The organism is Leptospira venezuelensis, assembly GCF_002150035.1.
Taxonomy (GTDB): Bacteria; Spirochaetota; Leptospiria; order Leptospirales; family Leptospiraceae; genus Leptospira_B; species Leptospira_B venezuelensis.
This window is the reverse complement of the sequence record NZ_NETS01000011.1, coordinates 139,700-165,646: the sequence shown is the minus strand read 5'-3', so window position 1 is coordinate 165,646 and position 25,947 is coordinate 139,700. Positions and strand designations below refer to the sequence as shown.

Genomic DNA, 25,947 nt, shown 5'->3' with positions numbered 1-25,947 from the left:
GGAAGGAAAACCGCTTTTCAGCCTGGCTTTCCAGAATTTATCTGAAACCTGAGAGAGGGTTATTCGTTTGGATCATATCCGCATCCGAGGAGCTCGGGAGCATAATCTTAAAAATATCAATGTAGATATTCCACGGGACAAACTTGTGGTGATCACTGGCCTTTCAGGTTCAGGTAAATCTTCTCTCGCTTTCGATACGATCTATGCAGAAGGACAGAGGAGATATGTAGAAAGTCTCTCTGCTTACGCTAGACAATTTTTAGGCCAGATGGAAAAACCTGATCTGGATCTGATCGAAGGACTTTCTCCTGCAATTTCGATAGAACAAAAAACTACACACCGTAACCCTAGATCTACTGTAGGAACTGTGACAGAGATTTATGACTACTTGCGTCTTCTTTACGCAAGAGTTGGAAAACCTCATTGTCCAATTTGTGGAACTCCAATCCAATCTCTTTCCATTGATCAAATTACAGAGAGGATCTTAAATTTTCCAGAAGGAACTAAGATACAAATTTTAGCTCCGATTGTCTCCGGGAAGAAGGGAGAGCATAAAGATGTTTTAGAGAAGATCCGTAAGGATGGTTTCAATAGAATTCGTCTGAATGGTGAGATCAAAACTCTTGATGAAGAGATTGTTCTTAAAAAAAGTTTTAAAGCAACAATTGAGATAGTTGTGGATCGTCTTGTAATCAAGGACGGGATCCGTTCTCGTTTGACAGACTCAGTTGAAACTGCTCTGAAACAATCAGAAGGAATTCTTCTACTCGATGATGGGAAGAAGGACCATACATTCTCTCAAAAACTTTCCTGTCCAAATCACCCGGAAGAATCTTTACCTGAACTTTCCCCCAGATTATTTTCATTTAACTCTCCTTTTGGTGCCTGCGTGACTTGCGACGGCCTTGGAAGTCTTTTAGAATTCGATGAGGATCTATTAATTACGGATGCAGAACTTTCTCTGGTGGAAGGTTGTATAGAAGCATGGGCAGGAGCTAAGAGTAATAGTTATTGGTTTTTGACAACAGTTCACTCTTTGGCGAAAAAATTAAAATTCGATTATAATATTCCTTGGAAGGATCTTCCTAAAAAAGTTCGAGATACGATCCTTTACGGAGATAAAAATCTCAAAATTGATTACGATTTTAGAAATGAAAAATCTCACTATGAATTCAGTCGAGAATTCGAAGGTGTGATCCCTAATCTAAAAAGAAGATACAAAGAAGGTTCGGAAGCAAGACGCCAGCAGTTAGAAGGATATATGACAAATCATCATTGTCCCGCCTGCGAAGGAAAACGTCTGAAACCTGTCAGCCTACATGTAGAAGTAAATGGTCTGACAATAGATAAATTCTCCGCTTTTAGTGTAGAGAAAGGCTTGGACTTTGTAAAATCCATGAAGCCTAAAGGCAGTGAAGAAGTAATCGCAAGGCCAATCTTGAAAGAAATCCAACAAAGACTTACATTCTTGAATGATGTGGGAGTAGGTTACTTAAGTTTGGAACGTGCTGCTGGAACACTTTCCGGCGGAGAAGCCCAAAGGATCAGGCTTGCTACTCAAATTGGATCGCGACTCCAAGGTGTATTATATATTTTAGATGAACCTTCTATTGGACTTCACCAAAGAGATAATACTAAATTAGTAAATACTCTCAAAGAACTAAGAGATCTTGGAAACACTGTTTTGGTAGTTGAACATGACCAAGAAACCATGGAAGAAGCTGACTGGCTCATCGATATGGGACCGGGAGCAGGCGTTCATGGTGGCACAATTGTTTGTTCTGGAACTCCAGCAGAAGTTTCCAAAGACAAAAACTCTCTTACAGGTAAATTTCTATCAGGTAAAGAATTTATCCCAGTTCCTAAAACTGTCCGACCAGGTAACGGTAAAAAACTAAAGATAGTAAACGCGAAAGAAAATAATCTTAAAAACGTAAGTGTGGAAATCCCTCTTGGGAAACTCATCGTAGTGACTGGTGTTTCAGGTTCCGGTAAGTCCACTCTGATCAATGATATTTTATATAATGCAGCGGCTCATAAAGTAATGAAAATGAGGACCGTTTGGGGAAAACACGAGAAGATTACAGGTCTGGAAGAAATAGATAAGATTATCAATATAGACCAATCTCCGATCGGTAGAACTCCTAGGTCCAATCCTGCAACTTATACAGGATTATTCACTGTAGTTCGCGATATGTTTGCGGGGTTAGAAGAATCCAAACTCAGAGGATATTCTCCTGGAAGATTCAGTTTTAACGTAAGCGGGGGAAGATGTGAAACCTGCGAAGGCGATGGTATCCTAAAAATTGAGATGCACTTCTTGCCGGACGTATATGTAACCTGTGATGTATGTAAAGGAAAACGTTATAACCAAGAAACATTAGAAGTTCGTTATAAAGGTAAAAATATCTACGAGATCTTGGAAATGACTGTCGAAGACTCTGTTTCATTCTTTGAAAATATTCCTGCACTAAAAAGAAAATTGGAAACCTTAGGAGAAGTTGGTCTTGGTTATATCAAATTAGGGCAGCCTGCGACTACATTCTCTGGTGGAGAAGCACAAAGGATCAAACTGGCAACTGAATTATCCAAAAGACCGACAGGAAAAACATTATATATCCTGGATGAACCTACCACCGGACTTCATTTCGAGGATGTTCGACATTTAATGACTGTTTTACATACACTTGTAGATCGTGGAAATTCGATGATAGTTATTGAGCATAATCTGGACGTGATCAAACAAGCAGATTGGATCATTGACCTAGGGCCTGAAGGAGGAGACGGAGGCGGAAAAATTATCGCTGAAGGAACTCCAACAGAGATTGCAAAGGTCAAAGAGTCTTTCACAGGTCAATATCTGAAAAAAGTATTAGGAAATCCAGGGAAGAAGGCGGGTTAAATTTTTCTCCAATGAAAGAATTAAGAGATAAACTTTCTTCCTTTCCTCCGGGAGAATTTAGATCCGTTTATAAATCCTCTTTGCCTGATATCGCAAAAGCAGGATTGCTGAACCCCTTAAAAGATGGCGGATTTAGAGCATTTCATGAAAAATTAATATTAATTCCTTCCTTTCCCCATGGGATAGGTGTGGGAGTTGGGTTGATGGCCCAAACAAATGTGGCCGGAAAAATCCTGAAATTAGTAATTGGTTCCGAAGAAGGAGCTTCTATCAAAAAAGAAGCCAAAAGTTTAACATTAGAACTCCAGGACCGATTGGTAAATGGCCTTGGGATTTTGGGACTCGGAGTAAGCGAGCCAGGTTGGATGGGAAAACTTACAAATTTAAAATCTACTGCTAAAATACTTCCAAGTGGAGAAATTGAATTAAATTTCCATAAAGGATTCGTGACCAACGGAGCAGATGCTGAAGGGTATTTAGTCGTAGCCAAAGAAGAAGAGTTAAATCGTTTCGGAGTATTCTTTGTCCCAAGAGATTTCCCTGGTTTAAAAATTGAGGAAGTATATCTGGATGTTGCAAGAGAAGCTACTCATTGCAAGATTACCGGAGAAAATTTCAGATTACCTTCTCATTATCATTTTATAGAAGATTATACTAAATTAGGTGCGGATATACATCTTTCTGAAATGTTGTCTGCGGCTGTTTTATTCTGCGGAGCAATTCGTAAGATTGTATCTGACCTGAGCCAGGGAAGTGAGTCCAGAGAAAGATTTTCCGTTTTGGGAAAACTATGGGACCTAAGTGGACTTCTATACGGAAAATGTTTAGAGATTTCGGACAAAAAAGATAGAGATCTGAATTATAAAATAGAAGAGGATCATCCTTACGGATACGAAGCGATCTTAGATGAATGTATCTCTATTTTAGAATCCATTCCGAACTTTGATTATAAAAAAGAATATCCTGATCTAGGATTATTCTGCACAATCCATCCAGCCAGAAGTCCTGTATATATCAAGAATAGACTGAAACAGTCTAAAAGCTGGAGAAAATTCGGAAATCTTTAGTGATGATGCGCAGGATGATCGTGAGTATGGTGATGATGTCCCCATTCTTCAGAATCAATATCATGTAGAGTCTTAGCGATAATGCCGTCGATGGCATGAGTGGTAGTAGGATCTTCTAATTGTAGATAGATCTGTTCGAATTTCCATTCTCCCCTTAAGAGTTCATATGCTTCTTTTAAGATTTTTTTATGATCAGAGCCATTCGTGATCTGAACTCTAAACGCACAAGCATGGATCCCTTTGGTCAAAGTCCAAGTATGTGTAGATAAGAGTGAATCAACTCCTTTAATTTGTAATAGATCTTTTTTTAAATGGTCCCATTCATCAAACGTAGGAGAAGATTCAAGAAGGATCATAAGGCTTTCTTTTAAGATTACAGCTGCAGCTCTTAAGATAAAAAGTGAAAGAATCAAACTGAGCAACGGATCGATCCAGGTCCAAGCGAATATTCTAATCAGAATTGCTCCGACTAAAACAGCGATTGTTCCGAATAGATCATTTAGAACATGAAGATAAGCAGTTCTCAGATTGATATTATCCGCGGAAATTCTTTTCAAAAGCCAAACAGAGATCAGATTTAGACCGATTGTCCCTAAGCTGAAAACCAACATGGATTCAATTATTATTTCTTCCTGGTGACGGAATCTTTGAACTGCTTCGTATATGATAAAAATTGAAATTCCTGAGATTAGAATCGAATTTAGAAATGCTGCAAAAACTTCTACCCTAAAGAATCCGAAATTCATTTTTGCATTCGGCTTTTTGTCAGAGACTAAAACTGCAAATATACTTAGCAAAAATGCAAACGAGTCTGAAATTACGTGTCCAGCATCTGCGAGAAGTGCTAAACTTTTACTCTGAGCGGATCCGAATATTTCCCAAGAAAAGATTAAGATAGAAAGAAAGAATGCAAAAACTAGGCTACGTAATGCATCTTTTCTTTTCGGACGAAGGATTGCCTGTCTTGCGAAAGGTTCTATATTAGATGATGTGTGAGAATCTTTTTCCAAAGTTGAAAGAAGCCTTAGTGACTCTTACCGCTTTGCGGTTCTAAAACTATATCCACTCTTCTATTCAAAGAACGATTTTCTGGAGTATCGTTTGAAACGATAGGTTGGTGTTCCCCGTAGCCAGCTACAGAGAAATTTCTTGCATCGAGATTTTTACTCTCTAATAAAAATCGAACTACGGAAAGAGCTCTTTCAGTAGACAGCTGCCAGTTATCATTAAACTTTTTGGTTCGTATAGGGATATTATCCGTATGACCTTCTACAATAATGAGGTTACCTGGATATTTTACCAAAATCTCTTTGATTTTGTCTAATGCAGGAAAAATCTGCTTTTTCAAATCTGCTGAACCTGAGTCAAAAGAGATTTGGTCGTCTATATTAATGACTAATCTATTATGAAAACGTTTTACTCGTATCTGTCCCTTAGCAATCTCACCTGAAAGTTTAGATTCTAACTCGTTTGCTTGTTCCGCTAAACGATTCAGTTCTCTTTTTTGATCTTCATTCAGATTTTTGAGTTTAGAAAGATTATCTTCTAATTCTTTGATCCTTGCTTCCAGTCCTGCAATTTTGGACTCATATTCTCTTTTGAGTTCGTCCATTTTGCGGATGCAATTAAATCTTTCTTTTTCAAGTTCTGATTTTAATTCAGAGATCAAATCCTGATATTTTTTGGATTGCCTTTCGTTCTCTTCGATGAGTTCTTTTTCTTTATTTCCGCTTTTGGTTTTTAGTAGTGCGATCTGGTTTTCTAGGGCCCTGATCAGTTCTGCAGAAAGTTCTCTGTCCTTCTCTCTAAAGGATTTTTCGCCTGAGAGCTGTTCTTCCAGATTTTGGATCCTGGCATCCAAACTAAGTTTTTCTTTTTTAGCGTTTTCAGTCTCGTTTCTATACCGAAGTCTTAGAGAATCTAACTCAATTCTGAGAGTTGCGTTCTCATTATAGAGTTTATTGTATTCCCAAGGGAAATAAAATGCGTCCGAAAATATCGGCAAAGAAAATAGGAATAGAAGAACGGGAGTAAGTCGAAAAAGAAATGGTTTCATGGTCTGAAATTGGAAACTAGGTTCTATTCTAAGGCTGCGAGCCCCCAGTCAAATGAAAAACTCTTGTACCAAAAATCAGTAAATTCATTGAACCGATAAATTCCATCAGGATTCTGTCATAGGGGGAGGGACGCCAAATGGACGAAACAAACAGCACTAAGGAAACTTCTTCCCTGAAGGCAAATCCGCAATCTGCAGATTGGATGGATTCCTTCCTAGAAAAGATAGAAAATAAGGACAATAAGTTCCTACTCAGTTTCACTTCTTCCAATCACCCAGCGGATATTGCCGAAGTCCTGGAAAAGCTGGGTATTGACGAAGCATTCTACGTATTTAAACTCTGCGATTCTGAACAGCAGTCTGAGATTTTAGTCGAGTTCGATGAGGATTTACAGGCAGATTTGATCTCCCGTCTGAATATGAAGGAGATTTCTCCTATCGTCGAAAATCTGGAACCAGACGACGTTACCAATCTGATTTCAGAGATCCCAAAGGCTAAGGCTGAGGAAATTTTGAACTCCTTGGATCGGGAAGATTCCTCTCAGATCCGAAAGCAGCTAAATTTTAGAGAATACACTGCGGGGCGTTTGATGACGACTGAGTTCGCCTCCGCATATGAGACTGACACTGTCAGAAAAGCGATTATCAAATTGAGAAGAGTGGCCAAAGAGACAGATGATATCTATCTTCTCTATGTAACTGACTCAGAGAATCATTTAAAAGGATTTATTAAACTCAAGGATCTTTTCCTCGCACCTCTCAACCAAAAGGCAAGCAGACTTGTAAAAGAAGAAGTATTCTCCATTCATTATGATACAGACCAGGAAGAAGTAGCTCGAATATTTCGAAAATACGACCTGGTTTCCGCTGCTGTAGTGGATGATCTGGATCGGATCATCGGTAGGATCACAGTAGATGATATCTTAGATATCGTTCAGGAAGAAGCTTCCGAGGACATCTTGAGGATGGGGGGAGTTTCAGAAGAAGAAAGATTGAATACTTCTATCTGGGACTCTATCCGACGAAGATTGACCTGGCTTGTGATCAATCTGGGAACGGCAGTGGTTGCCGCATCTACAGTTGCACTTTTCCAAGACACGATCCAATCGTTCGTATTACTTGCTAGTCTTATGCCAATAGTGGCGGGAATGGGGGGGAATGCGGGAACCCAATCCATTACTGTGGTAGTTAGAAATATCGCTACTGGAGACTTGAGCCAGGCAAACTGGACTGTAGGTTTTAGGAAAGAGGGCATTATAGGTCTGATTAATGGACTTACGATAGGAGCGATCACAGGGATCGTTGTGTTTTTTTATACGGGAAAACTTGCACTTGCGATTGTTATATTTTTTGCGATGCTTGCGAACCTGATCGTAGCAGCCATCGTAGGGGCTTGTATTCCAATGCTATTAAAAGTGGTTGGGATTGATCCTGCAATTGCGTCTTCCATATTTGTAACAACTACTACGGACGTGTTCGGCTTCTTCTGTTTCTTAGGACTTGCCACACTGTTCTTGCAATATTTGGTATAGTTGGAATATTTCGCATATATTTATAAATTTCCTTGGATAGGAGAGGCCAATGTTTCGCGTTTCGGTTTTCCGAACTTTTTTAGCCGGTTTTGCGGTGCTATATTGTTTATCATTTATTTCTTGTATTAGCTCTGGAGGACCGTCCCATACTCCGGAAACTCCTAAAGGCGAGATCCTTCCAAATCCAGCGGGAGACAACGAAGAGATCATAGACGAAGAAGGCAGAGAAGTGAAGATCAGCACCACTGATCCTATTTCTTTCCAAAGTCAGTCCAAAGATAGCTCAGAATATTTCAGAGTGCATATAACAAGCGAGTCCTATCAAGTTCGTCAGATTAGAGGATCCAAATACATTCGCAGAAAAGTAGATAAGGGCGGGGATGCTCTCATTAGCGAAGAATTAGTAAAATATAATAGAATTAATTTTAATGATGATGGGATTATCTTAGTGATCTTGAACGGAAATACAGGTGCTGTAGAAACAATCCGTTTTAATACGAGAGTTCCTAGAATTAATAATTTGGCTAAAATCATCCAGAATGATGTGACTCGTTGGTCCATGGAACATTCGGAAGAGAAGCCGGTAGTTACTAAATATCAAATCCATTATACAATTAAATTGGAAAATAAATCCAATACCACTAGAGACACGGTTAAAGAAGAGCTAAAAGGAGAAGTGAAGAAGAGGTAATTTTTTCTTTACAATCCGCACATCAGTCTGAATTCTCGATGAATATCGAGAATTCAGACCATCTGGCCTTTCTTCCTCTTCTCGTTCCTCAATCACTCCGATCTTCTCTCTCCACTTAGTAACTAACGCATCGAAAAATACGTGCAGAGGGAATTTGTGAAAATCAGTAAATCAATGATAGTTTGTTTATTTGTAATATTCTTTTTTGGATTGTTGCAAGACTGTAGAGGAAATATCTTTTATTGGCAACATATGCCAAATCCAGTTTTTGATTCGAAAAATAATTTTATTAGAATAAATTTACCAAAGGAATTTTCTGACAATTCTCAAAAGCTTACATATAAGGAATATATGGTAGCAGTACTCCGAGAAGAAAAAGAGACTGTATTTGAAAGAATGGTTTTAATTAATCCAGATAGAGGGTTGAATTTTTTCAAGCTTTGGAACAATCACGAACAATTCAGATTTCCAGCAGGATGTGAATTAGTTTTTCCTGTTTCTAGCGGAGAAAATAAATATGAAGTCCATCTCGGGAATATTTGTATGGGTATACTACTCAAATATCTGAATATGTCAACCTTTCGGAAAACCAATCTCTTAGAATTACTCTTCATTATAAAGGATTTCCTTTCCCAGAGCCAAAGAATTGGGACGAGCGACAGGCCAATGCAAGTCATACCTTGGTTACTTTAACGGATAATGTAGAAAGTAGCTTTTTAGAAAGTAACTACGAAAAATGTAAGTTTTAATCAGCCGGCAGTAAATACATGCATAGGTGTATAATAAAAAGTAATCTTATATCATTTTCTTTACTTCTATTCTGTAATTGTCTTGGAAATATATTCTATTGGAGGCTTTTGCCATATTATCCGATTCAAAATTCAAAAGGAAACTATCTAAAATTATATCTACCCTCAGAGCTTAGTGGTTCTCGAGAAAAAATCCAAATAGAAAGCTATTTAACTCATATCTTTCAAGAGGAAAAAGACACCATATTGAAAAGAAGGTTACTAATTAATCATGAACGCAAATTAGGATTTCATACTTTATGGACTGGCCTAAAACAATTTCATTTTAAAAACGACTGCCAATTGATTTTACCGATCTCGAAAGGTGAATATACTTATGAAATCAAAGCAGATAGATATCCAGATGGTTTCTTCTCAAATATCTGAATTACTCAAAAATTTAATGGAAAATCAGTCTATTGTTATATCGTTTTATATAGAAGACCCTCCTTATTTGAAACCAAATGGGATATCACAAGAGCTACAGAATCGAATACACAACAGAGTAAAGATGAAATACGTTATAGAGCCTACTTCGAGTGACGATCGGTTTCATGATTGCCCATATGATTCATTGTAAGTGTGTAACGAACTTTATAGCTTGTGGCGGCAGTTTATAATATGCGATTTTCGTATTCTTGGGTATTTATCCTAATTCTTTTTCTTCAAAGTTGTATAGGAATGCGCTATGGTTTTAAGACTTACTACCGTCACAAGGCTATTGATAATTTCCAAAATACTTATATCAGATTTAAGTTTATGCCTAAAGAAGTAAACGGAGCTAATCATAGTGACGACTTATCTACATATAACTTATTTGTTTTTTTTGGAGATACAAATCCACTTTTGGGTTTGCCTTCTACAGTTAATCCCGAAGAAGAATATTGGATTACATTCTATCGAAAAACTGAAGATTTACCATATCAGCTTAGATCGGATATACGTTTCGTCTTTTTAGAAGGATGTGAATACCGAATGCCAACAAATGCAGGCAAAACTTTGTATAAGTTTGCCTTTGGTAGCACAAGAACAGAATTTTCTGGAAAATTGGAAAAGGAAATCGATCTTCCTCCAAATCATTCTATTCGCTTAAGTTTTAAGGAAAAAGCGATTCTGGATATAGAAACCAAGCCGTTTTCTGAAAGGCATGAAAAGTCAAGAAATGCCTATGATCGGTATGAGATAATCTATACAATAGAACAAAATCCAAGTTCTGATCCATTTAAACTTTGTGATATTAAGAATATGTGAATTTTTTTTGAAGTCGGCTGAACAGACGATAGGCTTAAAAAACAAAGATCAAATCTGTCAATTCTCTGTAGCGTAAAAATACAAAACTTGTGAGGCCAATTTTTGAATGAAGATCATGTTTTATGCAATTTATTTTCATCTTACCGTTTTCATCGGTATAGTTAATTGTTCACCAATTCAAGAACCCTATTGGAGGAGACTTCCGCATAAAATAGAAAATCCAAAAGGAAACTTTATGAAAGTAGTTCTCCCTAACGAAATTTCCGACGGCAATGAAAAAATAGATATTAGCAAATTCTATCTTTCAATTTTGAAAGAAGATAAAGAATCTATAATGAACAAAAGGATCTTGATCAACCCAGATCGCAATTTAAACTTTTGGAATCTTTGGTTTTCTAATTTGCATTATATATTTCCTGCTGGTTGCGAATTAAGTATTCCAATTCCAGAAGGTGAAAATTTATATGAGATTCATTTAGGCGCGTATAGAGTATCTGGCGGGTTTTATACGCATTTGGAAACAACTGCAAACCTAATGGCCAATGAATCTCTTCGTTTGACAATCTATATCAAAGAATTATCTATCAACCCTACTGTCGACCCAATAAGGGGAAGCGAGAATTTGTTGAGAAATCGACTCGGATTAAAAGCTGCTGTTGAAAAAAATGCTGTTTCTGAAGAAATTAATCTATGTAAATTTGAATAGTTTAGCTAATTTTCAATACGCTATTGTCTGGCTAAGATACTCTGCTTTGTGCAATAATATATTTGATCCCGGCTTACATATATCACTAGATTGATATACTTACAGCAAAGGCCCATCGGGAGAAAGTTTACAGGAAGTTGCTACCGTTATTGTAGATCCTAATAGAAAACCCTTAAAACCGCGAATGTCATTAATACAGTCATCGACTTCTGATTTTTTGTAATACTTTTTCACATCAATGCCTGCAATGACAGAAGAGAAAATTGCAGTTATTGATATCGTCGGTTGGCCAATGAGTATAGTAGAATTAACTAAGTCAGTCGTTATTGCAGCATCCGCCAACTTTGAGGCAACTTCGTCACCTTTGATTCTATCATAAGATAGACCTAACGTATCTAAAGCAATGCAATTTGACAACATCAAAAATATGATTAGAAGGAATCTTAGTAAATTATACGTAAGCATAAGTATTCAGTTTTTAGTAATTAAATAAAGTGGCTACTGATTTTTATGTTTTTACAATATATACTATCAAATTATATAATATTTTAATATAATGTTCTTTAAACAAATATAGAGATCGTGTTGAGTTTGAATATCCCAAATGTATAAATTCGGGGAGGATAAAGTGACTAAGTATTGTTTTTTGATTAATATTCTGCTTTTAATTATTCTGGATAATTGTTCGCCCGCTGCAGGGTTTACTGGACCAGGAAGAAGCTTTCCTATAAAAAATCAAAAAAATACATTTTTAATTCTTAAGATAGAGGATTATGCTAAATCCACTTTAGCTGATCAAAGCCAAATTAATAAAAATAGTCGCTCCTTCTTTTTTTACGTACGATCAAAGGATTCTGATGCGACAGGCTGGGCAAAAGGCCTTTCATATCCAGTAAATCCTTCCCAAGAATACTTTAGAAATAAAAACGATGGACTTGATAAAAACATAGTTTGGCAATTTTTTACTAGTTTTAGAAGGGAGGAATTTTTATTTGGCTGTGAATATCAAATCCCTATGCCATCAGGAGTAAACGAGTTTACATTTATGATATTCGATTACGATAAAGGAAGGCGAGGATACATTCAAAAAAAAATCGATTTGCCAGAAGGACATTCTATAAGAATAAAAGCATCTGCCGGTGAAAAAAAGTCCGCAGAAAATCTTAAACAAATAAAAGTTTTTTACAATTGGCCTTCCTCCTACTATTTCCTTGGTGAACAAATAATTGATTTGGATTTTCAAATCGAAAAAACTCCGCCAGGAGAAGCAGATTTTCCCTGCTAAGTATTTAAAGTAGAGCAAGGATTTATTCCTAATGTCCCTATAATTTATTACGAAATTATTTTATAACTTAGAATAAAACTAAATCATCTCTCCTTTATTTCTTGACCACTGCTTCTGAATTTTTAGAAACAGGGATCTACGAATGAAAGCAATTGTATACGAGAAGTATGGCTCTTCTGATGTGCTTCAATATAAAGAAGTTCAAAAACCTACTCCAAAGGATAATGAGGTCCTTGTAAGAGTCAAAGCAGCTTCTGTGAATGCTGCAGATTGGCGTATGATGAAGGCAGATCCTTTTTTAGTTCGCTTTTACGCGGGTCTTTTTAAACCTAAAAAAATTTCAGTATTGGGTGCCGATGTTGCCGGAACTGTGGAAGCGGTCGGAGAGAATGTAACTAAGTTCCGTCCGGGTGACGAAGTGTTTGGAGATGTTTTTGCAAGTGGATTCGGTGCATTCGCTGAATATAAATGTGGTAGAGAAGATGAATTTGTTTTAAAACCTTCTAATATATCTTTCGAAGAGATAGCTGCTTTACCTTTGGCCGGAATGACCGCTTTACATTCTTTAAGAGATTTCGGTAAGATAGAAGAGGGGCAAAAAGTTCTGATAAATGGAGCATCAGGAGGTGTCGGAACATTTGCGATACAGCTCGCAAAGTATTTCGGAGCACATGTTACTGCTGTTTGTAGCACTTCTAAAATTGCTCAGGCAATGTCACTTGGAGCCGATCAGGTAATTGACTATACCAAGGAAGACTTCATTCAAAACGGAAAAAAATACGACCTAATAGTTGGCGTGAATGGTTATCGTTCTCTTTCAGATTACAAGAGTGCTTTAATTCCAAAAGGGAGATATGTAATGGCTGGGGGAGGCTCCGCTCAGTTATTCCAAGCCTTACTTTTGGGGCCTTTCATCTCCTTAAGAGGCAGCCAAAAGATTATCGCTGCTTCTTCTGAGCCGAATCAAAAGGATCTTATTTTTTTATCTGAACTAATGAGATCGGGTAAGATAAAATCGGTTATTGATAAGCGATACAAATTGGAAGAAGTTCCAAAAGCTATCCAGTACGTTGAACAAGGCCATGCTGCTGGTAAAGTAATCATATCAGTATCATAAATCTATGTTGATTGATTAGAAAAAATAGAAAGATAAAAGGAATTGTGAATGAAGAAAATTTTCAAGCTTATTGGAATATTGATTATCCTAATACCGGTTTTCGGGATTGGACTTTTATATTTAAAATTTCCAAATGCAGAACCTGCTCCTGAAATTTCAGCTGGCAACGATCCAAAAAGAATACAAAGAGGGCAGTATCTCGCCAATCACGTATCCGCCTGTATGGATTGCCATTCTATCCGAGAATGGTCAAAATTTTCCGGTCCATTGATACCGGAAACATTGGGAGAAGGCGGAGAAGTTTTTGATCAAAAGCTTGGTTTTCCTGGCTCTTTCGTCGCACCAAATATTACTCCAAGTGCATTAGGAAAATGGACTGACGGAGAAGTTTTAAGAGCGATTTCCAGTGGGATCAATAAAGAAGGAAATGCGTTATTTCCAGTTATGCCTCACCCCGCATATGGGCAAATGGATAAAGAAGATCTTATTTCTATCGTTTCCTATTTAAGAAGTTTGAAACCTATAGAAAAGAAAAATCCTAGCTCTAACCCTGATTTTCCGTTTAACTTGATCTTAAGAACAATTCCTAGTCCTGCAAAATTCGGTAAACTTCCTGATAAAACGGACAAGGTTGCTTATGGGAAGTATCTATTTGTTGCTGCTGCTTGCACCGAGTGTCATACAAAGCAAGATAAAGGAAAACCAATTGCCGGAATGGAACTAGCAGGTGGTTTTGAATTTCCATTAGGCAATGGAACTAAAATTATTTCTGCAAATTTAACTCCTGATCGAGAAACAGGATTGGGTAGCTGGACGGAAGCTCGGTTTGTAAAAAGATTTAAGAGTATGGAACTTCCTAAATATAAACCCCACTCTATAAAAGAGGGAGAATTCCAAACAATTATGCCTTGGACAATGTATGCAGGAATGACTGAGGAAGATCTTGCAGCCATGTTCGCTTATTTGCAAACTGTTCCGGCTATTAAAAATAAAATTAATAACTAGTTTCGGCTCTATCAGAAGAAGGGAGAAATTCTCCCTTCTTGATTCGTCCTTGTTCAATACATCTCAATTCAGAGCAGTTTCGAAAATTCCCCTTTCAATAGAGATCCCGAGTCTTTCTAACATGCCTGGCATATCAAAACCTTCTTTTTGGTAAGATGCCAATACTTCCTTTTTCGCATTTGAAATAGCATCTTCATTTTCCCAGATAGCTACCGTTACAAACTGGAACTCATCTTTGTTTATTTCTCTGATATAAGCAGAATCTTGGATAAAGCCCGGAAGAGTTTTGATCAGATTTCGATTTACTTTTACTCGAATAAAGAATTCTTCCTCTGCCTTTTTAGGAACTATGAATGTATCTATTAAAACTTTTTGCATGTTCTTGCTCTCCTTTCGGAGATAGAATAAGCGATTCGCAAGACCAAAAATTGTAAAAATTCAGAATTTTACCAATATGGGGTGGAAAGTTTGAAGAATTGTTTCGGAGTTTGCCCAGTAAATGTTTTGAAATCTTTGATAAAATGAGCTTGATCGAAATATCCAGCTTCCTGAGCGGCTTGCGTAAGGGATGTATTGAGCGAATATGAATCTATTAGGTTTCTCATCCTTACCAGATTAGAAAATTGTTTAGGGCTGGTTCCGATCGATTCTCTAAATCTTTTTTCATAAGAATCTCTGCTGATCGGCATTCCTTTGAGTATATCTCTGATTTTTAGATTTCCTTTAAATCTTCTGATTTTTTGAATCGAATCTAAAATTAAATTATCTGACTTGTTTCCTATCCATTCCGAGGCGAGAAATTTTTCTAGTACCGAGATTTTTTCTAAATATGTTTTTGTCTGAAAAAGTTTCTCTTCTATCTCTGAGACCTTTTGGGGAGAGATCAAATGATCCAAAGAAAGATTCGTTTCGAATAGATGGTGGAGCGGTTCCCTAATAAAACTAGAAGCTCCACCTTCTTTAAAAATTACCAATAGAGTAGAAGATTTTTTTGAATATTCTATCAGTCTAGGAAACCGTCTAAGCCCAGTTATCCCGGAAGGGGGCAGTATTTTGTCTTTATTCTCTTCCTTATGGCTGATCTTCCCATTAATTCTAAAGGATAGAACCAAAGAAGATCCGGGTAGAATTTTATTCTGCATGCCGCTAACACTTTCTATGATTAGGAAGTGACGTATATATGGCTGTAAATTCTTACTAGGTAAAAATGTCTCTACTTTCATAAAATAACGTTAAACTGGTTTAGGATAAAAATTATAGATTCTTAGTAATGATGGGCAATTATCACTGTTTCGAATATTTTTAACTTTATGGAAGCTCTGTTTAAATAAATATATATGATAAATATATTGATGCATAATCTTGTGAAACTTGATAATTTTAAAGTAAATTACTTACGAGCTTAAGTAGGGAGTACAAGGTTGAAAAAAATTTTCCATAGCTTTTATCAATCAGTTATGAGTTTTACTAAGTTTACTATAGCTTTTCTGAATGTCTTTTTCCTTTCTATAATTTTAATCATTTCGAATTGTAAAAAATACGACGATTGTAGGGATTCAAATTCTTGCCCGGTTATTTATATGGAGGATGCTTCATTTTTTATATATGATCCGAATACGTCAGAAATTACGGAAAAGTTTTTCGAAGGCAGACGAAGATTAATGTTCCTAACGGACGCTAATGGAGAATTGCTAAAAGCAGAGCCGGGTCCTAACTCAACCGATTTTAGATATTATTATAAAGTTTTACTAGGCGGTCAGGAGATCTATTTATCTTCTTATCGTTGGATCTTAGGAATGAAGAAAAGGGTCGGTGCTAAATCTGGTATCTCGCTCTTTGAAAAACCGATTGAAGATTCAAAAATCTACCGACAAATTCCGTTTAATTCCGTGGTTACGATTTTAAGCGAAGATCCGAAATACCAACACCCAGGCGATTATCCGGGTGAAGGCGGAACAAATTGGGTAAAAGTTCGATGCGATGATTCCATCGGTTGGGTAGAAAGCGGTTATCTGCGAAATGGAGAATTCGATCTGAGACTTGCGGAGAAAAGTTTCAAGGATTTGGTTCGAGAGAATAGTTTCGAAGTTAAATCTAGGAAGAAGAATATAAAAATTCAATGGAATGGAATCGATTTTAAAAAAGCGAATTGTTCACTGGAAGGTCGTCCCTGCCGGACCCAAATTTCCTTTTCAGATCCGGAGAATGATTATGATAAATTGTATGTCCAAGTGTATTATTCAACCTTTGACAAGGACCAGAATCTTGAGATAGAGAAAAAGATATCCTGCGAGGTATTTGGGTTTAGTATTAAAGCCGCATATACGGAAAATTCGGGATCCGGAAACTTAAAAACCGATCTAGATTGTAAAATATAAGTCAGGTAAAAATTTCCAAACTTTTATGATCGGATCTTTCTAATTTCCCAAACGAGGCCGGAGATAAGTCCTAATCCGATTGAGAAGAACACCCAATCGGTAGGTATTTTCTGAAATCCGAATAATCTAAGACTGAATTCGAATTGGAAACTTGCTATCAATGCCAAAGTAGCAAAAGAGAAGATCCAAAATACGTTTGAATGTAGGGATCTTAGGATGGAAATAATTCCACCTTTATGAGTCAAATTCGTAAGCATTAAACTGAAATTGGATACAACTAAAAAGATAAAACCGAAGGATCTGATTTGGTCTTCGCTGATTCCTTTCTCTTTCATCCAGAAATACAATGCGAATAAAGTAATCAGAACGATTGCTCCCTGCATAAATGAAAGAAAGAAACGAGAAAAGGTCATTAGACTAGAATTCTGTCTTCTGGGACTAGAATAGCGATCTCCTTTTTCCAAATCCAAAGACTCAAAAACAATCGAACATGTAGGATCTATAATCAACTCTAAGACTAAAATATGTGCAGGAAAGAAGAAGATAGGATCCCCCGTAAAAGCAGGCAATAGGGACATTCCTATAATCGGAATATGAACTGCTATAATATAAGAGATACTTTTTTGTATATTTTCGTAGATCCTCCGTCCTAAGAATACGGACTTCACTATGGAGGAAAAATTATCATCTAATAATACAAGGTCTGAGGCTTCTCTTGCTACATCCGTTCCTCGTTTCCCCATTGAGATCCCAATATGTGCTGCTTGGAGAGCTAGAGCATCGTTTACCCCGTCTCCAGTCATCGCTACTATTTCACCTTTTTTCTGGAATGCTCTGACAATTTTCAATTTTTGTGCAGGCTTGATCCTGGAAAAAATTCCAACTGTATCTAATTTAGAATTTAACTCTTCTTCAGTAAGTTTTTCTAATTCGTCGCCCGTTATACTTTCATTATGATCTGCCAATCCGATCTTGGAAGCTACTGCTTTTGCTGTTCCTGCGTGGTCTCCAGTGATAATTATTACTCTGATTCCAGCTTGAATACATTCAGAAACGGAAGAAGGCACAGTCTCTCTAATAGGATCTTCCAGTAGAATCAGACCTAAAAATTCGAATTCAAGATCGTGTTGATTTTCTGGGAGAGAAGAATTTACGATCCTTGACCTTGCGACCCCGATTGCTCTATATCCTTGCAATGAGTAATTTTCGGTGATCCTCTCCCAATGAGTGGTTTTCTCTTCTGAAAAATGACAAAGATCGAATATCGCTTCTGGAGCACCCTTGGTCCCGATCACAAATGTCCCAGGCTCTTCTGAATTCCATGCGTAACTTAGCGCGAGTAATTTAGGAGAAAGTGGATATTCTTTTTCTAATCTCCAATCGGAATGAAGATGTTCTGTATCATAAAGAAGTTTTATTCCTAATTCTTGGATTGCTTTCTCCATTGGATCAAAAGGATCTTTTTTAGAAGCAAGAATCGAAAATTCCAAGAGCAGATGAAATTCTTCCGCCACTTCGAGAGATTTAAATTCAAATAAGGAATTCTCCACGGAAGAAACTAAACCTCGAACTTTCATTTGGTTTTCAGTTAAGGTTCCTGTTTTATCGACGCATAAGACTGTGGCAGCTCCCAATGACTCAATCGAATTTAGCTTTCTTGTCAAAACTCCACTTTTGGAAATTCTCCAGGCCCCTAAAGAGAAGAAAATGCTTAGAACAACTGGTATTTCTTCAGGCAATACTGCCATTAAGAATGTAAGTGCAGCTAAAACTGCCTGTATCCAATTTCCATTTCGTGTCCCAAGTCCATAAATTAGAAAAACAGATACTACTAAGGCTCCTAAAAAGAAGAATGTAGTGAATCTTTTGGCTTCCTTTTGGAGAGGACTTTCGGATTCGGAAATTTCACTCATTTCCTTTCCAATGGCGCCTATAGAAGTGGAGTCTCCGGTGAATAATACTTTAATGATAGCTTCTCCGGAGACTATCTTTGTTCCGGAATATACTTTTTGAGAGTCTGAATATGGTCCCGGATTATTTGGATCTGTTTCTACTTTTAAAACTGGAACGGATTCACCAGTAAAAAGGGACTCGTCAGAGTGTAGATTTAATCCATCTAATATGTAACCGTCAGCAGGGACCTTATCTCCTTCTGATAGAAAAACCAGATCTCCAGGTACTATGAACGAAGAATCTATTTCAATTTTTTTTCCCTCTCGGATTACCTTGGCTCTCAAAGGGGAAAGTTTCCGAAGAGACTCCAAAGCTTTTTCGGATTTGTTCTTTTGGTAGATGGTAAGGGAAATAACAGCGACCACTGCGATAGAAAGAGTGACGGCTTCTTCTAAATCACCTAATAACGCGTAAATAAAACCGCAGGCCAATAATAGGGCGAGCATAGGCTCTGCGAGGATAGAAAGACTGATCCTCCAAAAAGATGTTTTCTTAAGTTTGGATTCGTTTGGTCCAAACTTAAGAAGAAGTTCGGAAGCTTCCTGGGAACTTAGACCTTTATAAACAATCTCTTTGGTATGGGGCATAGATATAAAATAACTATGATCCGATTGTTTATGACAAGATTTTTCTTACCGAAATAGAATAAAGGAATCTCCTAGGATTTATGGGAATGTGTACGAGTGTTCCATCCAAATAACGTATAAATAGGACACCATCCGACGATCCCGGTAGCTAAAATCACGAAGCCGACTGCAAAAATCCCGATCTTATACATTTCTTCAATGTAGAATGCCCAGGTAATCAATGATGTACCTACGATCACTCTAAATGCCCTGTCCCAAAAGTTTGAATTTATGAATCTCATATCGAACACCTATTGACCATTTCTTTTGTAGAAATATTCTACCCTTTTAAGTCTTTGTCAATAATTGGACGTATATATACCCGTTCTGGTATGCTGATAAATATCAAAAAGTCTCTAAAATCGGGAGTATTATGAAAATCGATCGTTATATTATAAAAACTATATTAAAGACATCCATAGAGTATATATTGATTTTATCCTTAGGAATATCCCTGATCTATCTGGACGAAATCGAATTTTCGGGATTAGAAATCAAATATCTGATATTGATCCTTGCTGGTTTTAAATCTTGTTACTTCTTTATTAAGGGATTCAGAAGGATTTCCGAATTTTCCAATTTGGATCTGAAATATTATGAATTTCTGGTATTTATTGCTTTCAATATCAGCGTAATCGTTCTGTCTTTCGGGTTTGATTTTCTTTGTGTCTATAAAATGGATATAAGTTCCTTTTCAGGAATTCCGCAAAACTTGGATTATCCTGCTTTATTTTTCAAATTTTTTTATTTTAGCCTTATGATCTTCACGAATATCGGAATAATAAAAATTATCCCGGAAAGTACTGAGGCGGAGATCTTAGTCATTTTCGAAGCAATTTTATCCTTCATCACGATCATCTTTATTCTTTCTGACTTTATAAGTCTGAAGGAATCCTTAACTGGCTCCTCATTTAAGAAGGGAGACGATACTTGAAGAGCTCAAATTCCCTTTTACAATTTCGATCCTTTTGAAATACATGTAAAAGCTTTATGAAAAAAATCCTGATTACTGGTGGAGCTGGATATATTGGCTCCCATATGAATAAATATCTCCACAAATTAGGCGTGGAAACTGTTGTATTCGATAATCTTTCCAACGGTCATGAGAAAGCAGTCAAATGGGGAAAGTTTTTCAAGGGAGATCTATTAAATAAAGCGGACTTGGATCGTGTGTTTTCAGAACACGAATTCGAAGCTGTCATTCATTTTGCTGCGTTAGCGTATGTAGGAGAATCAGTTACTGATCCACAAAAATATTATATTAATAATGTGATGGGAACTCTCCAGCTTTTGGAAGCAATGAAGAATCATGGAGTCAAATATTTCATATTTTCTTCTACCTGTGCTACTTATGGTGCTGTTACAGAAGTTCCAATTATGGAAACCACACCTCAAGACCCGATCAATCCATATGGACAATCCAAACTGATGATCGAAAAAATTTTAACGGACTATTCTCATGCTTACGACCTAAAGTTTGTAGCACTTAGATATTTTAATGCCTCCGGATCAGATCTTGATATCGGAGAAGAGCATGATCCAGAAACTCATTTACTTCCTATCGTAATCGAAAAAGCTTTAGGAAAAAGAGAGTCTCTCACAGTGAATGGAAATGACTACGATACCAATGACGGGACTGCAGTTAGAGATTATATCCATGTGATGGATCTTGCTCAGGCACATCATCTTGGATTGGAATATCTAAAAAAAGGTGGGGTATCTGACTTTTTCAATCTGGGAACAGGACAAGGGTTCTCCATCTTAGAAATTATCAAAACAGTGGAGAAGGTTTCAGGGGTAGAGATTCCTTACAAAATTGGCCCGAGAAGAGAAGGGGACCCTGCTAAACTTATCGCGGATAATACAAAAGCGAAAAAGATTTTAGGTTGGGAACCTAAATTTGCAAAAATAGAGGATATAGTTTCCAGCGCCTGGGAATTTCATAAAAACCATTCCCATTAAAAAGAAAAGGCTTCTTCCCCGAAAAGAGAAGAAGCCAGAAAGATCGGTAATAGTGATTACATTTCTGCCGTTTCGTTCTCTTCGATAATGGACCAAGCTCCAGTAATCTTATTCAATTTATATTTATAAGTTAACTGCTTTCCGCAGGTGCTTATACTTCTATTTAGATTACGGGTTCTTAATACTGTTCCATTTAACTTCAGTTCTATATCTAAAGCAGTTCCAAAACAGTTTGAGTTGATCAGTTCCACAGTAAATTCATGCTCTGAACCAACACTCATTGCATTATTCAAATTGATCTCAGGTCCTGTATAAACATCAGCTTCTGGATTCGTGGAGAAAAACTCTTGTCCGTCCATGAGGAAACGAACCTTGTCGTCCACTTTTCCAAGTTTTGCAGTGAACACCTGAGGATTTTCAGAATAAGTAGCTTCACAATCTCTTTGGTCATACACAGTAGTATAACTCATCTTAGCAACAGATCTGTCCTTAAGATAGTTTAAAGTATAAGCAATCGGAACTCCAGGGTTAGCCGCAGAGTAATTTGCAGCTTCCGGGTTTGCTAAGAAATTACGGATCGCCTGATACATACTTCCAGGGGTAGCCGAATCAGCGGCGCTGATCGGAGCCAAAGCTAAACCAGCATTTCCACCTCTTACAAAATATGCGATCCTGGTCCTGTCTAATACCTGCTCATGAGTTACGGAAACTTCTCCGCCGATTGGAGGAACAGGCGAGACAGCAGAAAGAATTCCCGGATCCCAAGCAACTTCTAATGCTGTTTTAACTTGGAGAGCAGTGTATTCAGATTCCAAAAGGAAATAAACAGCTCTTCCGTAAGAAACTTTAGAAACATATAATGGAGGGTTGTTTGCAGCGATCTGTCCTTCCGGATCTTGGAAATTAGCACCATCTCTGAAAACCGAGGTAGAAAGAGTAGGATCTTCGAAATTTACGTCGTAGAACTTCTGAGTAAACTTCATCAGAATATAGTTCTTTTTACCCAAATTATCGATTCCAAGGCTAACTTTTAGGCCAACATCTGAAAAACGAGCATCCAATCCAAGATTGAATAGAAGATGATTTTCGTTATAAACTTGCTCAACGCTGAAAGAAGCATCTGCTGCAGTTCCTACAACATCTGTAGATAGAATGTCCTGAATACCTTGTTGGATATTTGATGCGCTGATTTGTGCTAATTCTTTAGAATAGATTGCGTTAGGAGAAAGTTTCAAACCGGTAAGGAAAATTTTACCACCTGATCTTGGAATGGTAACTGGAGTATAACCTCCCGCTTCCAAAAACTTACCTTGCAATACGGCACCAGGATAAAGAACCTCAGAACCTTGGTTCAAAATTGCTCTATCTACTAGACTTCTTACTTCAGAAGCTCCCCACTTTGTAGTGGTACAGGAATAATGCCCAGTCTTAGAATCCGGGACCGGGATACCCGCAGGAAAAGGAGTAATCGCCTCTTTGCTGGAAGAAGAGAGGGCCTGCCCATATGACTGCTCTGTATGTAATGAGCCCGCATCTGCGATTTTAACCGCTCCAGGGCCAGTTTCCTCGACATGTTTAGAAGAGCCTGAGCCTCCTAAAAGGCCCAATAGTCCGCTTAAGTTGGATTTGTTTGGGGAACAACTCATTAAGTATCCTGCAGTTAAAACCACGGCTACAGAAGGTTTGATCCAATTTTTCACTATCTTCATTTCTTTCAAAATACCTTGTTTCTATTTCAATGCCCACAGATTTATCTGCCCAAATTATTGTAGCAAGCGCTAAAATAAAATCATGAGATTTTTATTTATTATTAAAACATAATATATAAGAAGAATTCCAAGTGAGATGTAAGTCTTCTTGGTGCAAAGTAAGAGATGGTTAAAAATATAAGTAGGATTTAAGCGCTTATTTTTAGCACAATCTTTAAGGGAAAATTAGATTAAAAGGAGAGTTTTAAAAGCTTAGAAGATGAACTGTTAGCGGACCTTCTGCCTGCGAAGCAGAATAAGAAGATCCGCGACGGTATATTATTTTTTTATAAAGGTTAAGAAATGCTCCACTTCATTTTTGGAACCAACTACGAATGTAGTTCTTTCGTGAAGTTTTTCCGGCTCCAGATCTAGAATTCTTTTACCTTCAACAGTAACTGCCATTCCACCTGCTTGTTCTGCGATCAATGCCATAGGAGCAACTTCATAAAGAAGTCTAAGTTTGCCTTTTGGATATTTAGAAGATTTAGTATCGTTCGGGTATAAGAAGATTCCACCTTTTAAAAGGTTTCTGTGGAAGTCAGCCACAAGAGAACCAATATAACGGAGTGACTGAGGTTTACGCCCGCCCTCGATAGATTTGATGTTTCGGATATAATTCTTAACTTCGTCCGACCAATAATCGTAGTTCCCTTCATTGATGGAGTAGATTCCGCCAGATTCAGGCATTTTCATCTCAGGGTGAGATAATATAAATTCTCCGCAGGATGGATCTAATGTAAAACCGGAGACTCCCTTTCCAACACAAAGTACTAACATTGTAGAAGATCCGTAAACGATATATCCTGCTGCTCTTTGTTTAGATCCTTTTTGTAAAAGATCTTCCTTCGTTCCAGGAGTTCCCTGAGGAGAAGTTCTCAAATGAACTGAAAAAATAGTACCTATAGAAACATTCGCATCAATATTAGAAGAACCATCTAAAGGATCTATAGCGATCGTATATTTTCCGATCTTATATCCTGTTGGGATCGTAATTACATCCTCTTGTTCTTCGCTTCCCATTACACATAAGTGTCCACAACGGGTGAGTGTATGAGTAAAAATTTTATCCGCGTATTCGTCCAGTTTCATGACTGTTTCGCCCTGGACATTCGTTTGTTCTGTTGCCCCTAAAATATTTTCTAAAAGACCAGCTTTTCTTACTTCTCTAGAAACAACTTTTGCGGCGTATACGAGATGGCTCATGAGTGCAGTGAAATCCCCAGTTGCTTGGGGAAGTTTGAGTTGTTCCTCGATTAAATATTGGGAAAGACTCATTAATTGGGTAGGGTGGGCGCTCACAGCGGTTTCTCCTTATGCTTTTTAGCTATACCGGATATAAAATCGCTCCTAGGCAGGTTGACAAGCCTGAAAAAATTGGATTTTTCATAGGTTATCCGGTCGATATTCCTAAAAGAGATGGAAACAACGAACCAAAGAGAGCCTATTCCGGACGTGTTCGAAGAATTTACGAACCAGTTTTTGCGTGATGTTAAAAATTCACTTAGCACAGAAATGGTTCTGACCCATTTTTATTTCCAAGACTTATCTCAATATTTCAAACTACTTGGAGAACAAAAGTCTGGAGAAATTTTAGAAGAATTAAAATCAGTCATCCAGGCACATCTTCGTCCATACGATAAATTGTACGTTTTGAATTCGAGATCCTTCTTAACTTTTTGCCCTGATTGCAGATTGGATATTGTAAAGAGTAGGTTTGACGAAGTCATTTTTCAAGTAAACCATCTGATCATCGACTATGAGATCCGTTTTTTAGAGATCACAGAACCTCTAGATTCTTTTCAACCAGTCTACGAAAGACTTCTCAAGGCACATTTCTAAACCTTCCACGCAAAGCTTTTTCACACGGAGTATAAAGCCAGTTATGCTAAATAAGTTCTCTGCGTCTTTGCGGCTCTGCGTGATATTAAAATATTAAAATTGGCACGCAGAGTCGCGAAGACACAGAGGAAGTACTACTCGCTTGTGTACCTTCTTCTTTTTTACCCCAGTCCTCTGCGTGAAAAATTAATTCGGTGCGAATAAAAAACTCTCTCGTGAAAATGAACGGTTGTACCGTAAATTAAAACGTTATGGGGGAGAAGATGAAAGATAGAGCGAAACAATTTAAGGCGACTCTGGAACGTTATATCAATTACCGCGGAATAGATATCATTCTCACCTTAAAAGACGGAACCGTGATCGAGTTAGATAAAAATAGAAAAATGAATGGCGATGTGGTGATTAAAAACGGTGACTTCGGAATAGAAGCAGAAATCGAAATTTCTTCCATCCAAAAAGCAGATTTTTTTGCTGCTTAAACCATTCTTTAGTTCTTGTCCGGCCTAATTTTTTAGATTACAATTCTTCCCCGCGAGCGGAGGAATTATGGAAGCAATAGGATTGATCTTCGTGGCCGGATTTATCGGAACCATTTGTATGTCCCTTTCTATGTGGTCCATTCATTACGCAGGATCTGTAAATGCAGATATGATCCGAGCCGTAGGAAGTTTTTTTACTAGAGATATGAGTAAGGCATTAGTTCCTGGGATAATTACTCATATTCTCGTAGGGCTTATATTTGCATTTCCTTATGCATTTCTGATCAGTTTGGCTCCTCATATTCTGATCGCTTCTATTGTAACAGGGGGAGCAGTAGGATTCTTCCATGGTTACCTGGTAGGTTTCCTTTTAGTGGTACTAGTGGCCAGGAATCACCCTTTAGAACAGTTTAGAGAAGCAGGGATCAGCGTTGCAGCAGCTCACGTATTCGGGCATTTGGTTTACGGAGTGGGGCTTGGAGTCATACTTGGTTTGTATGGGTATAACTGGACTTCCATTTTGACCATATAAGGTCATTTTAGGGTTTTATAGGTTTTG

Annotated in this window: 26 protein-coding genes; 17 read left to right on the top strand and 9 right to left on the bottom strand. The window is 37.5% G+C overall.

Annotated elements, in window-relative coordinates:
* Window positions 1–67 precede the first annotated feature (67 nt).
* Both uvrA and B1C82_RS16970 read left to right on the top strand, forming a co-directional pair.
* Window positions 68–2,902, top strand: a complete 2,835-nt coding sequence (gene uvrA, locus B1C82_RS16975; RefSeq protein ID WP_086448784.1) for an excinuclease ABC subunit UvrA — start codon at window positions 68–70, stop codon at window positions 2,900–2,902.
* A gap of 11 nt (window positions 2,903–2,913) precedes the next feature.
* Window positions 2,914–3,969 carry an acyl-CoA dehydrogenase family protein gene (locus B1C82_RS16970; RefSeq protein ID WP_086448783.1) on the top strand — a complete coding sequence of 352 codons (1,056 nt, stop codon included), beginning with the start codon at window positions 2,914–2,916 and terminating at the stop codon, window positions 3,967–3,969.
* Here B1C82_RS16970 and B1C82_RS16965 read toward each other — a convergent pair.
* Together B1C82_RS16965 and B1C82_RS16960 are read right to left on the bottom strand one after the other, a co-directional pair.
* Window positions 3,966–4,979, bottom strand: a complete 1,014-nt coding sequence (locus tag B1C82_RS16965) for a cation diffusion facilitator family transporter (protein ID WP_086448782.1) — start codon at window positions 4,977–4,979, stop codon at window positions 3,966–3,968. The two genes, B1C82_RS16970 and B1C82_RS16965, sit on opposite strands and share 4 nt — an antisense overlap.
* Window positions 4,980–4,993: 14 nt before the next feature.
* The gene (locus B1C82_RS16960; RefSeq protein ID WP_086448781.1) at window positions 4,994–6,025 is read right to left on the bottom strand and encodes an OmpA/MotB family protein; all 1,032 of its coding nucleotides are present in this window, start codon (window positions 6,023–6,025) and stop codon (window positions 4,994–4,996) included.
* Window positions 6,026–6,162: 137 nt separating this feature from the next.
* Here B1C82_RS16960 and mgtE point away from each other — a divergent pair, with 137 nt between their 5' ends.
* The 6 genes from mgtE (at window position 6,163) to B1C82_RS16930 (ending at window position 10,993) form a co-directional block, all read left to right on the top strand.
* The gene (gene mgtE, locus B1C82_RS16955) at window positions 6,163–7,557 is read left to right on the top strand and encodes a magnesium transporter (protein WP_086448780.1); all 1,395 of its coding nucleotides are present in this window, start codon (window positions 6,163–6,165) and stop codon (window positions 7,555–7,557) included.
* Between the two features lie 49 nt (window positions 7,558–7,606).
* Window positions 7,607–8,248: an LA_2219 family laminin/E-cadherin/plasminogen-binding protein gene (locus B1C82_RS16950; RefSeq protein ID WP_086448779.1), complete on the top strand. Its 642-nt coding sequence runs from the start codon at window positions 7,607–7,609 to the stop codon at window positions 8,246–8,248.
* Between the two features lie 156 nt (window positions 8,249–8,404).
* A complete protein-coding gene (locus tag B1C82_RS16945) occupies window positions 8,405–8,941 on the top strand; it encodes a hypothetical protein (RefSeq protein ID WP_234008380.1) in 537 nt (178 codons plus the stop codon).
* 302 nt (window positions 8,942–9,243) lie between these two features.
* Complete coding sequence (locus B1C82_RS20600) at window positions 9,244–9,423, top strand: hypothetical protein (RefSeq protein WP_157894149.1); 180 nt, start codon at window positions 9,244–9,246, stop codon at window positions 9,421–9,423.
* Between the two features lie 372 nt (window positions 9,424–9,795).
* Window positions 9,796–10,287 carry a hypothetical protein gene (locus tag B1C82_RS16935; protein ID WP_086448777.1) on the top strand — a complete coding sequence of 164 codons (492 nt, stop codon included), beginning with the start codon at window positions 9,796–9,798 and terminating at the stop codon, window positions 10,285–10,287.
* A 235-nt stretch (window positions 10,288–10,522) separates the two neighbouring features.
* Complete coding sequence (locus B1C82_RS16930; RefSeq protein WP_157894148.1) at window positions 10,523–10,993, top strand: hypothetical protein; 471 nt, start codon at window positions 10,523–10,525, stop codon at window positions 10,991–10,993.
* 99 nt (window positions 10,994–11,092) lie between these two features.
* On the opposite strand, the gene B1C82_RS16925 is transcribed toward B1C82_RS16930, so the two are convergent.
* Window positions 11,093–11,458 (bottom strand): TIGR04452 family lipoprotein, encoded by a 366-nt coding sequence (locus tag B1C82_RS16925; RefSeq protein ID WP_086448775.1) that lies wholly within the window; start codon window positions 11,456–11,458, stop codon window positions 11,093–11,095.
* A 163-nt stretch (window positions 11,459–11,621) separates the two neighbouring features.
* On the opposite strand from B1C82_RS16925, the gene B1C82_RS16920 reads away from it, so the two are divergent.
* The 3 genes from B1C82_RS16920 to B1C82_RS16910 all read left to right on the top strand — a co-directional run bounded on the left by B1C82_RS16920 (window position 11,622) and on the right by B1C82_RS16910 (window position 14,400).
* Window positions 11,622–12,278, top strand: a complete 657-nt coding sequence (locus B1C82_RS16920) for a hypothetical protein (RefSeq protein WP_234008381.1) — start codon at window positions 11,622–11,624, stop codon at window positions 12,276–12,278.
* A 142-nt stretch (window positions 12,279–12,420) separates the two neighbouring features.
* On the top strand, window positions 12,421–13,395 hold the full coding sequence (locus tag B1C82_RS16915; RefSeq protein WP_086448773.1) for an NAD(P)-dependent alcohol dehydrogenase: 975 nt from the start codon (window positions 12,421–12,423) through the stop codon (window positions 13,393–13,395).
* 48 nt (window positions 13,396–13,443) lie between these two features.
* Window positions 13,444–14,400, top strand: a complete 957-nt coding sequence (locus B1C82_RS16910; RefSeq protein ID WP_086448772.1) for a cytochrome c — start codon at window positions 13,444–13,446, stop codon at window positions 14,398–14,400.
* Window positions 14,401–14,463: 63 nt separating this feature from the next.
* Here the strand turns inward: B1C82_RS16910 and B1C82_RS16905 are convergent, their stop codons facing one another.
* Window positions 14,464–14,778 (bottom strand): antibiotic biosynthesis monooxygenase family protein, encoded by a 315-nt coding sequence (locus tag B1C82_RS16905; protein ID WP_086448771.1) that lies wholly within the window; start codon window positions 14,776–14,778, stop codon window positions 14,464–14,466.
* 68 nt (window positions 14,779–14,846) lie between these two features.
* Window positions 14,847–15,623, bottom strand: coding sequence for a helix-turn-helix transcriptional regulator (locus B1C82_RS16900; RefSeq protein WP_086448770.1), 777 nt, complete (start codon window positions 15,621–15,623; stop codon window positions 14,847–14,849).
* Window positions 15,624–16,061: 438 nt separating this feature from the next.
* On the opposite strand from B1C82_RS16900, the gene B1C82_RS16895 reads away from it, so the two are divergent.
* Window positions 16,062–16,778 carry an SH3 domain-containing protein gene (locus B1C82_RS16895; protein ID WP_157894147.1) on the top strand — a complete coding sequence of 239 codons (717 nt, stop codon included), beginning with the start codon at window positions 16,062–16,064 and terminating at the stop codon, window positions 16,776–16,778.
* A gap of 23 nt (window positions 16,779–16,801) precedes the next feature.
* Here B1C82_RS16895 and B1C82_RS16890 read toward each other — a convergent pair whose 3' ends face one another.
* Both B1C82_RS16890 and B1C82_RS16885 read right to left on the bottom strand, forming a co-directional pair.
* On the bottom strand, window positions 16,802–19,318 hold the full coding sequence (locus B1C82_RS16890) for a cation-translocating P-type ATPase (protein ID WP_086448768.1): 2,517 nt from the start codon (window positions 19,316–19,318) through the stop codon (window positions 16,802–16,804).
* A gap of 71 nt (window positions 19,319–19,389) precedes the next feature.
* The gene (locus B1C82_RS16885; RefSeq protein WP_086448767.1) at window positions 19,390–19,599 is read right to left on the bottom strand and encodes a YgaP family membrane protein; all 210 of its coding nucleotides are present in this window, start codon (window positions 19,597–19,599) and stop codon (window positions 19,390–19,392) included.
* Between the two features lie 131 nt (window positions 19,600–19,730).
* Between B1C82_RS16885 and B1C82_RS16880 the strand changes: the two genes are divergently transcribed.
* Together B1C82_RS16880 and galE are read left to right on the top strand one after the other, a co-directional pair.
* Window positions 19,731–20,291 (top strand): ion transporter, encoded by a 561-nt coding sequence (locus tag B1C82_RS16880; protein WP_086448766.1) that lies wholly within the window; start codon window positions 19,731–19,733, stop codon window positions 20,289–20,291.
* A 56-nt stretch (window positions 20,292–20,347) separates the two neighbouring features.
* Window positions 20,348–21,319, top strand: coding sequence for a UDP-glucose 4-epimerase GalE (gene galE / locus B1C82_RS16875; protein ID WP_086448765.1), 972 nt, complete (start codon window positions 20,348–20,350; stop codon window positions 21,317–21,319).
* A 56-nt stretch (window positions 21,320–21,375) separates the two neighbouring features.
* On the opposite strand, the gene B1C82_RS16870 is transcribed toward galE, so the two are convergent.
* A complete protein-coding gene (locus B1C82_RS16870; protein WP_086449340.1) occupies window positions 21,376–23,028 on the bottom strand; it encodes a thiol-activated cytolysin family protein in 1,653 nt (550 codons plus the stop codon).
* A gap of 318 nt (window positions 23,029–23,346) precedes the next feature.
* Window positions 23,347–24,369, bottom strand: a complete 1,023-nt coding sequence (gene fbp / locus B1C82_RS16865; RefSeq protein ID WP_086448764.1) for a class 1 fructose-bisphosphatase — start codon at window positions 24,367–24,369, stop codon at window positions 23,347–23,349.
* Between the two features lie 117 nt (window positions 24,370–24,486).
* Between fbp and B1C82_RS16860 the strand changes: the two genes are divergently transcribed.
* From B1C82_RS16860 to B1C82_RS16850, 3 genes are all read left to right on the top strand, one after another.
* A complete protein-coding gene (locus tag B1C82_RS16860) occupies window positions 24,487–24,909 on the top strand; it encodes a hypothetical protein (RefSeq protein WP_086448763.1) in 423 nt (140 codons plus the stop codon).
* 263 nt (window positions 24,910–25,172) lie between these two features.
* Window positions 25,173–25,388 carry a hypothetical protein gene (locus B1C82_RS16855; protein WP_086449339.1) on the top strand — a complete coding sequence of 72 codons (216 nt, stop codon included), beginning with the start codon at window positions 25,173–25,175 and terminating at the stop codon, window positions 25,386–25,388.
* 67 nt (window positions 25,389–25,455) lie between these two features.
* The gene (locus tag B1C82_RS16850) at window positions 25,456–25,920 is read left to right on the top strand and encodes a DUF6789 family protein (RefSeq protein ID WP_086448762.1); all 465 of its coding nucleotides are present in this window, start codon (window positions 25,456–25,458) and stop codon (window positions 25,918–25,920) included.
* The last annotated feature ends 27 nt before the right edge of the window (window positions 25,921–25,947 follow it).

Excerpts from the sequence above, each read along its gene's own strand:
- B1C82_RS16855 (WP_086449339.1), top strand. The coding sequence starts at position 25,173 with ATGAAAGATAGAGCGAAACAATTTAAGGCGACTCTGGAACGTTATATC.
- B1C82_RS16905 (WP_086448771.1), bottom strand. The coding sequence starts at position 14,778 with ATGCAAAAAGTTTTAATAGATACATTCATAGTTCCTAAAAAGGCAGAG.
- B1C82_RS16925 (WP_086448775.1), bottom strand. The coding sequence starts at position 11,458 with ATGCTTACGTATAATTTACTAAGATTCCTTCTAATCATATTTTTGATG.
- B1C82_RS16970 (WP_086448783.1), top strand. The coding sequence starts at position 2,914 with ATGAAAGAATTAAGAGATAAACTTTCTTCCTTTCCTCCGGGAGAATTT.
- B1C82_RS16890 (WP_086448768.1), bottom strand. The coding sequence starts at position 19,318 with ATGCCCCATACCAAAGAGATTGTTTATAAAGGTCTAAGTTCCCAGGAA.
- B1C82_RS16895 (WP_157894147.1), top strand. The coding sequence starts at position 16,062 with ATGTTCCTAACGGACGCTAATGGAGAATTGCTAAAAGCAGAGCCGGGT.
- B1C82_RS16880 (WP_086448766.1), top strand. The coding sequence starts at position 19,731 with ATGAAAATCGATCGTTATATTATAAAAACTATATTAAAGACATCCATA.
- B1C82_RS16900 (WP_086448770.1), bottom strand. The coding sequence starts at position 15,623 with ATGAAAGTAGAGACATTTTTACCTAGTAAGAATTTACAGCCATATATA.
- B1C82_RS16960 (WP_086448781.1), bottom strand. The coding sequence starts at position 6,025 with ATGAAACCATTTCTTTTTCGACTTACTCCCGTTCTTCTATTCCTATTT.
- B1C82_RS16935 (WP_086448777.1), top strand. The coding sequence starts at position 9,796 with ATGCCTAAAGAAGTAAACGGAGCTAATCATAGTGACGACTTATCTACA.
- B1C82_RS16950 (WP_086448779.1), top strand. The coding sequence starts at position 7,607 with ATGTTTCGCGTTTCGGTTTTCCGAACTTTTTTAGCCGGTTTTGCGGTG.
- B1C82_RS16910 (WP_086448772.1), top strand. The coding sequence starts at position 13,444 with ATGAAGAAAATTTTCAAGCTTATTGGAATATTGATTATCCTAATACCG.
- B1C82_RS16915 (WP_086448773.1), top strand. The coding sequence starts at position 12,421 with ATGAAAGCAATTGTATACGAGAAGTATGGCTCTTCTGATGTGCTTCAA.
- B1C82_RS16850 (WP_086448762.1), top strand. The coding sequence starts at position 25,456 with ATGGAAGCAATAGGATTGATCTTCGTGGCCGGATTTATCGGAACCATT.
- B1C82_RS16870 (WP_086449340.1), bottom strand. The coding sequence starts at position 23,028 with ATGAAGATAGTGAAAAATTGGATCAAACCTTCTGTAGCCGTGGTTTTA.
- galE (WP_086448765.1), top strand. The coding sequence starts at position 20,348 with ATGAAAAAAATCCTGATTACTGGTGGAGCTGGATATATTGGCTCCCAT.
- B1C82_RS16860 (WP_086448763.1), top strand. The coding sequence starts at position 24,487 with ATGGAAACAACGAACCAAAGAGAGCCTATTCCGGACGTGTTCGAAGAA.
- B1C82_RS16885 (WP_086448767.1), bottom strand. The coding sequence starts at position 19,599 with ATGAGATTCATAAATTCAAACTTTTGGGACAGGGCATTTAGAGTGATC.
- mgtE (WP_086448780.1), top strand. The coding sequence starts at position 6,163 with ATGGACGAAACAAACAGCACTAAGGAAACTTCTTCCCTGAAGGCAAAT.
- B1C82_RS16930 (WP_157894148.1), top strand. The coding sequence starts at position 10,523 with ATGAAAGTAGTTCTCCCTAACGAAATTTCCGACGGCAATGAAAAAATA.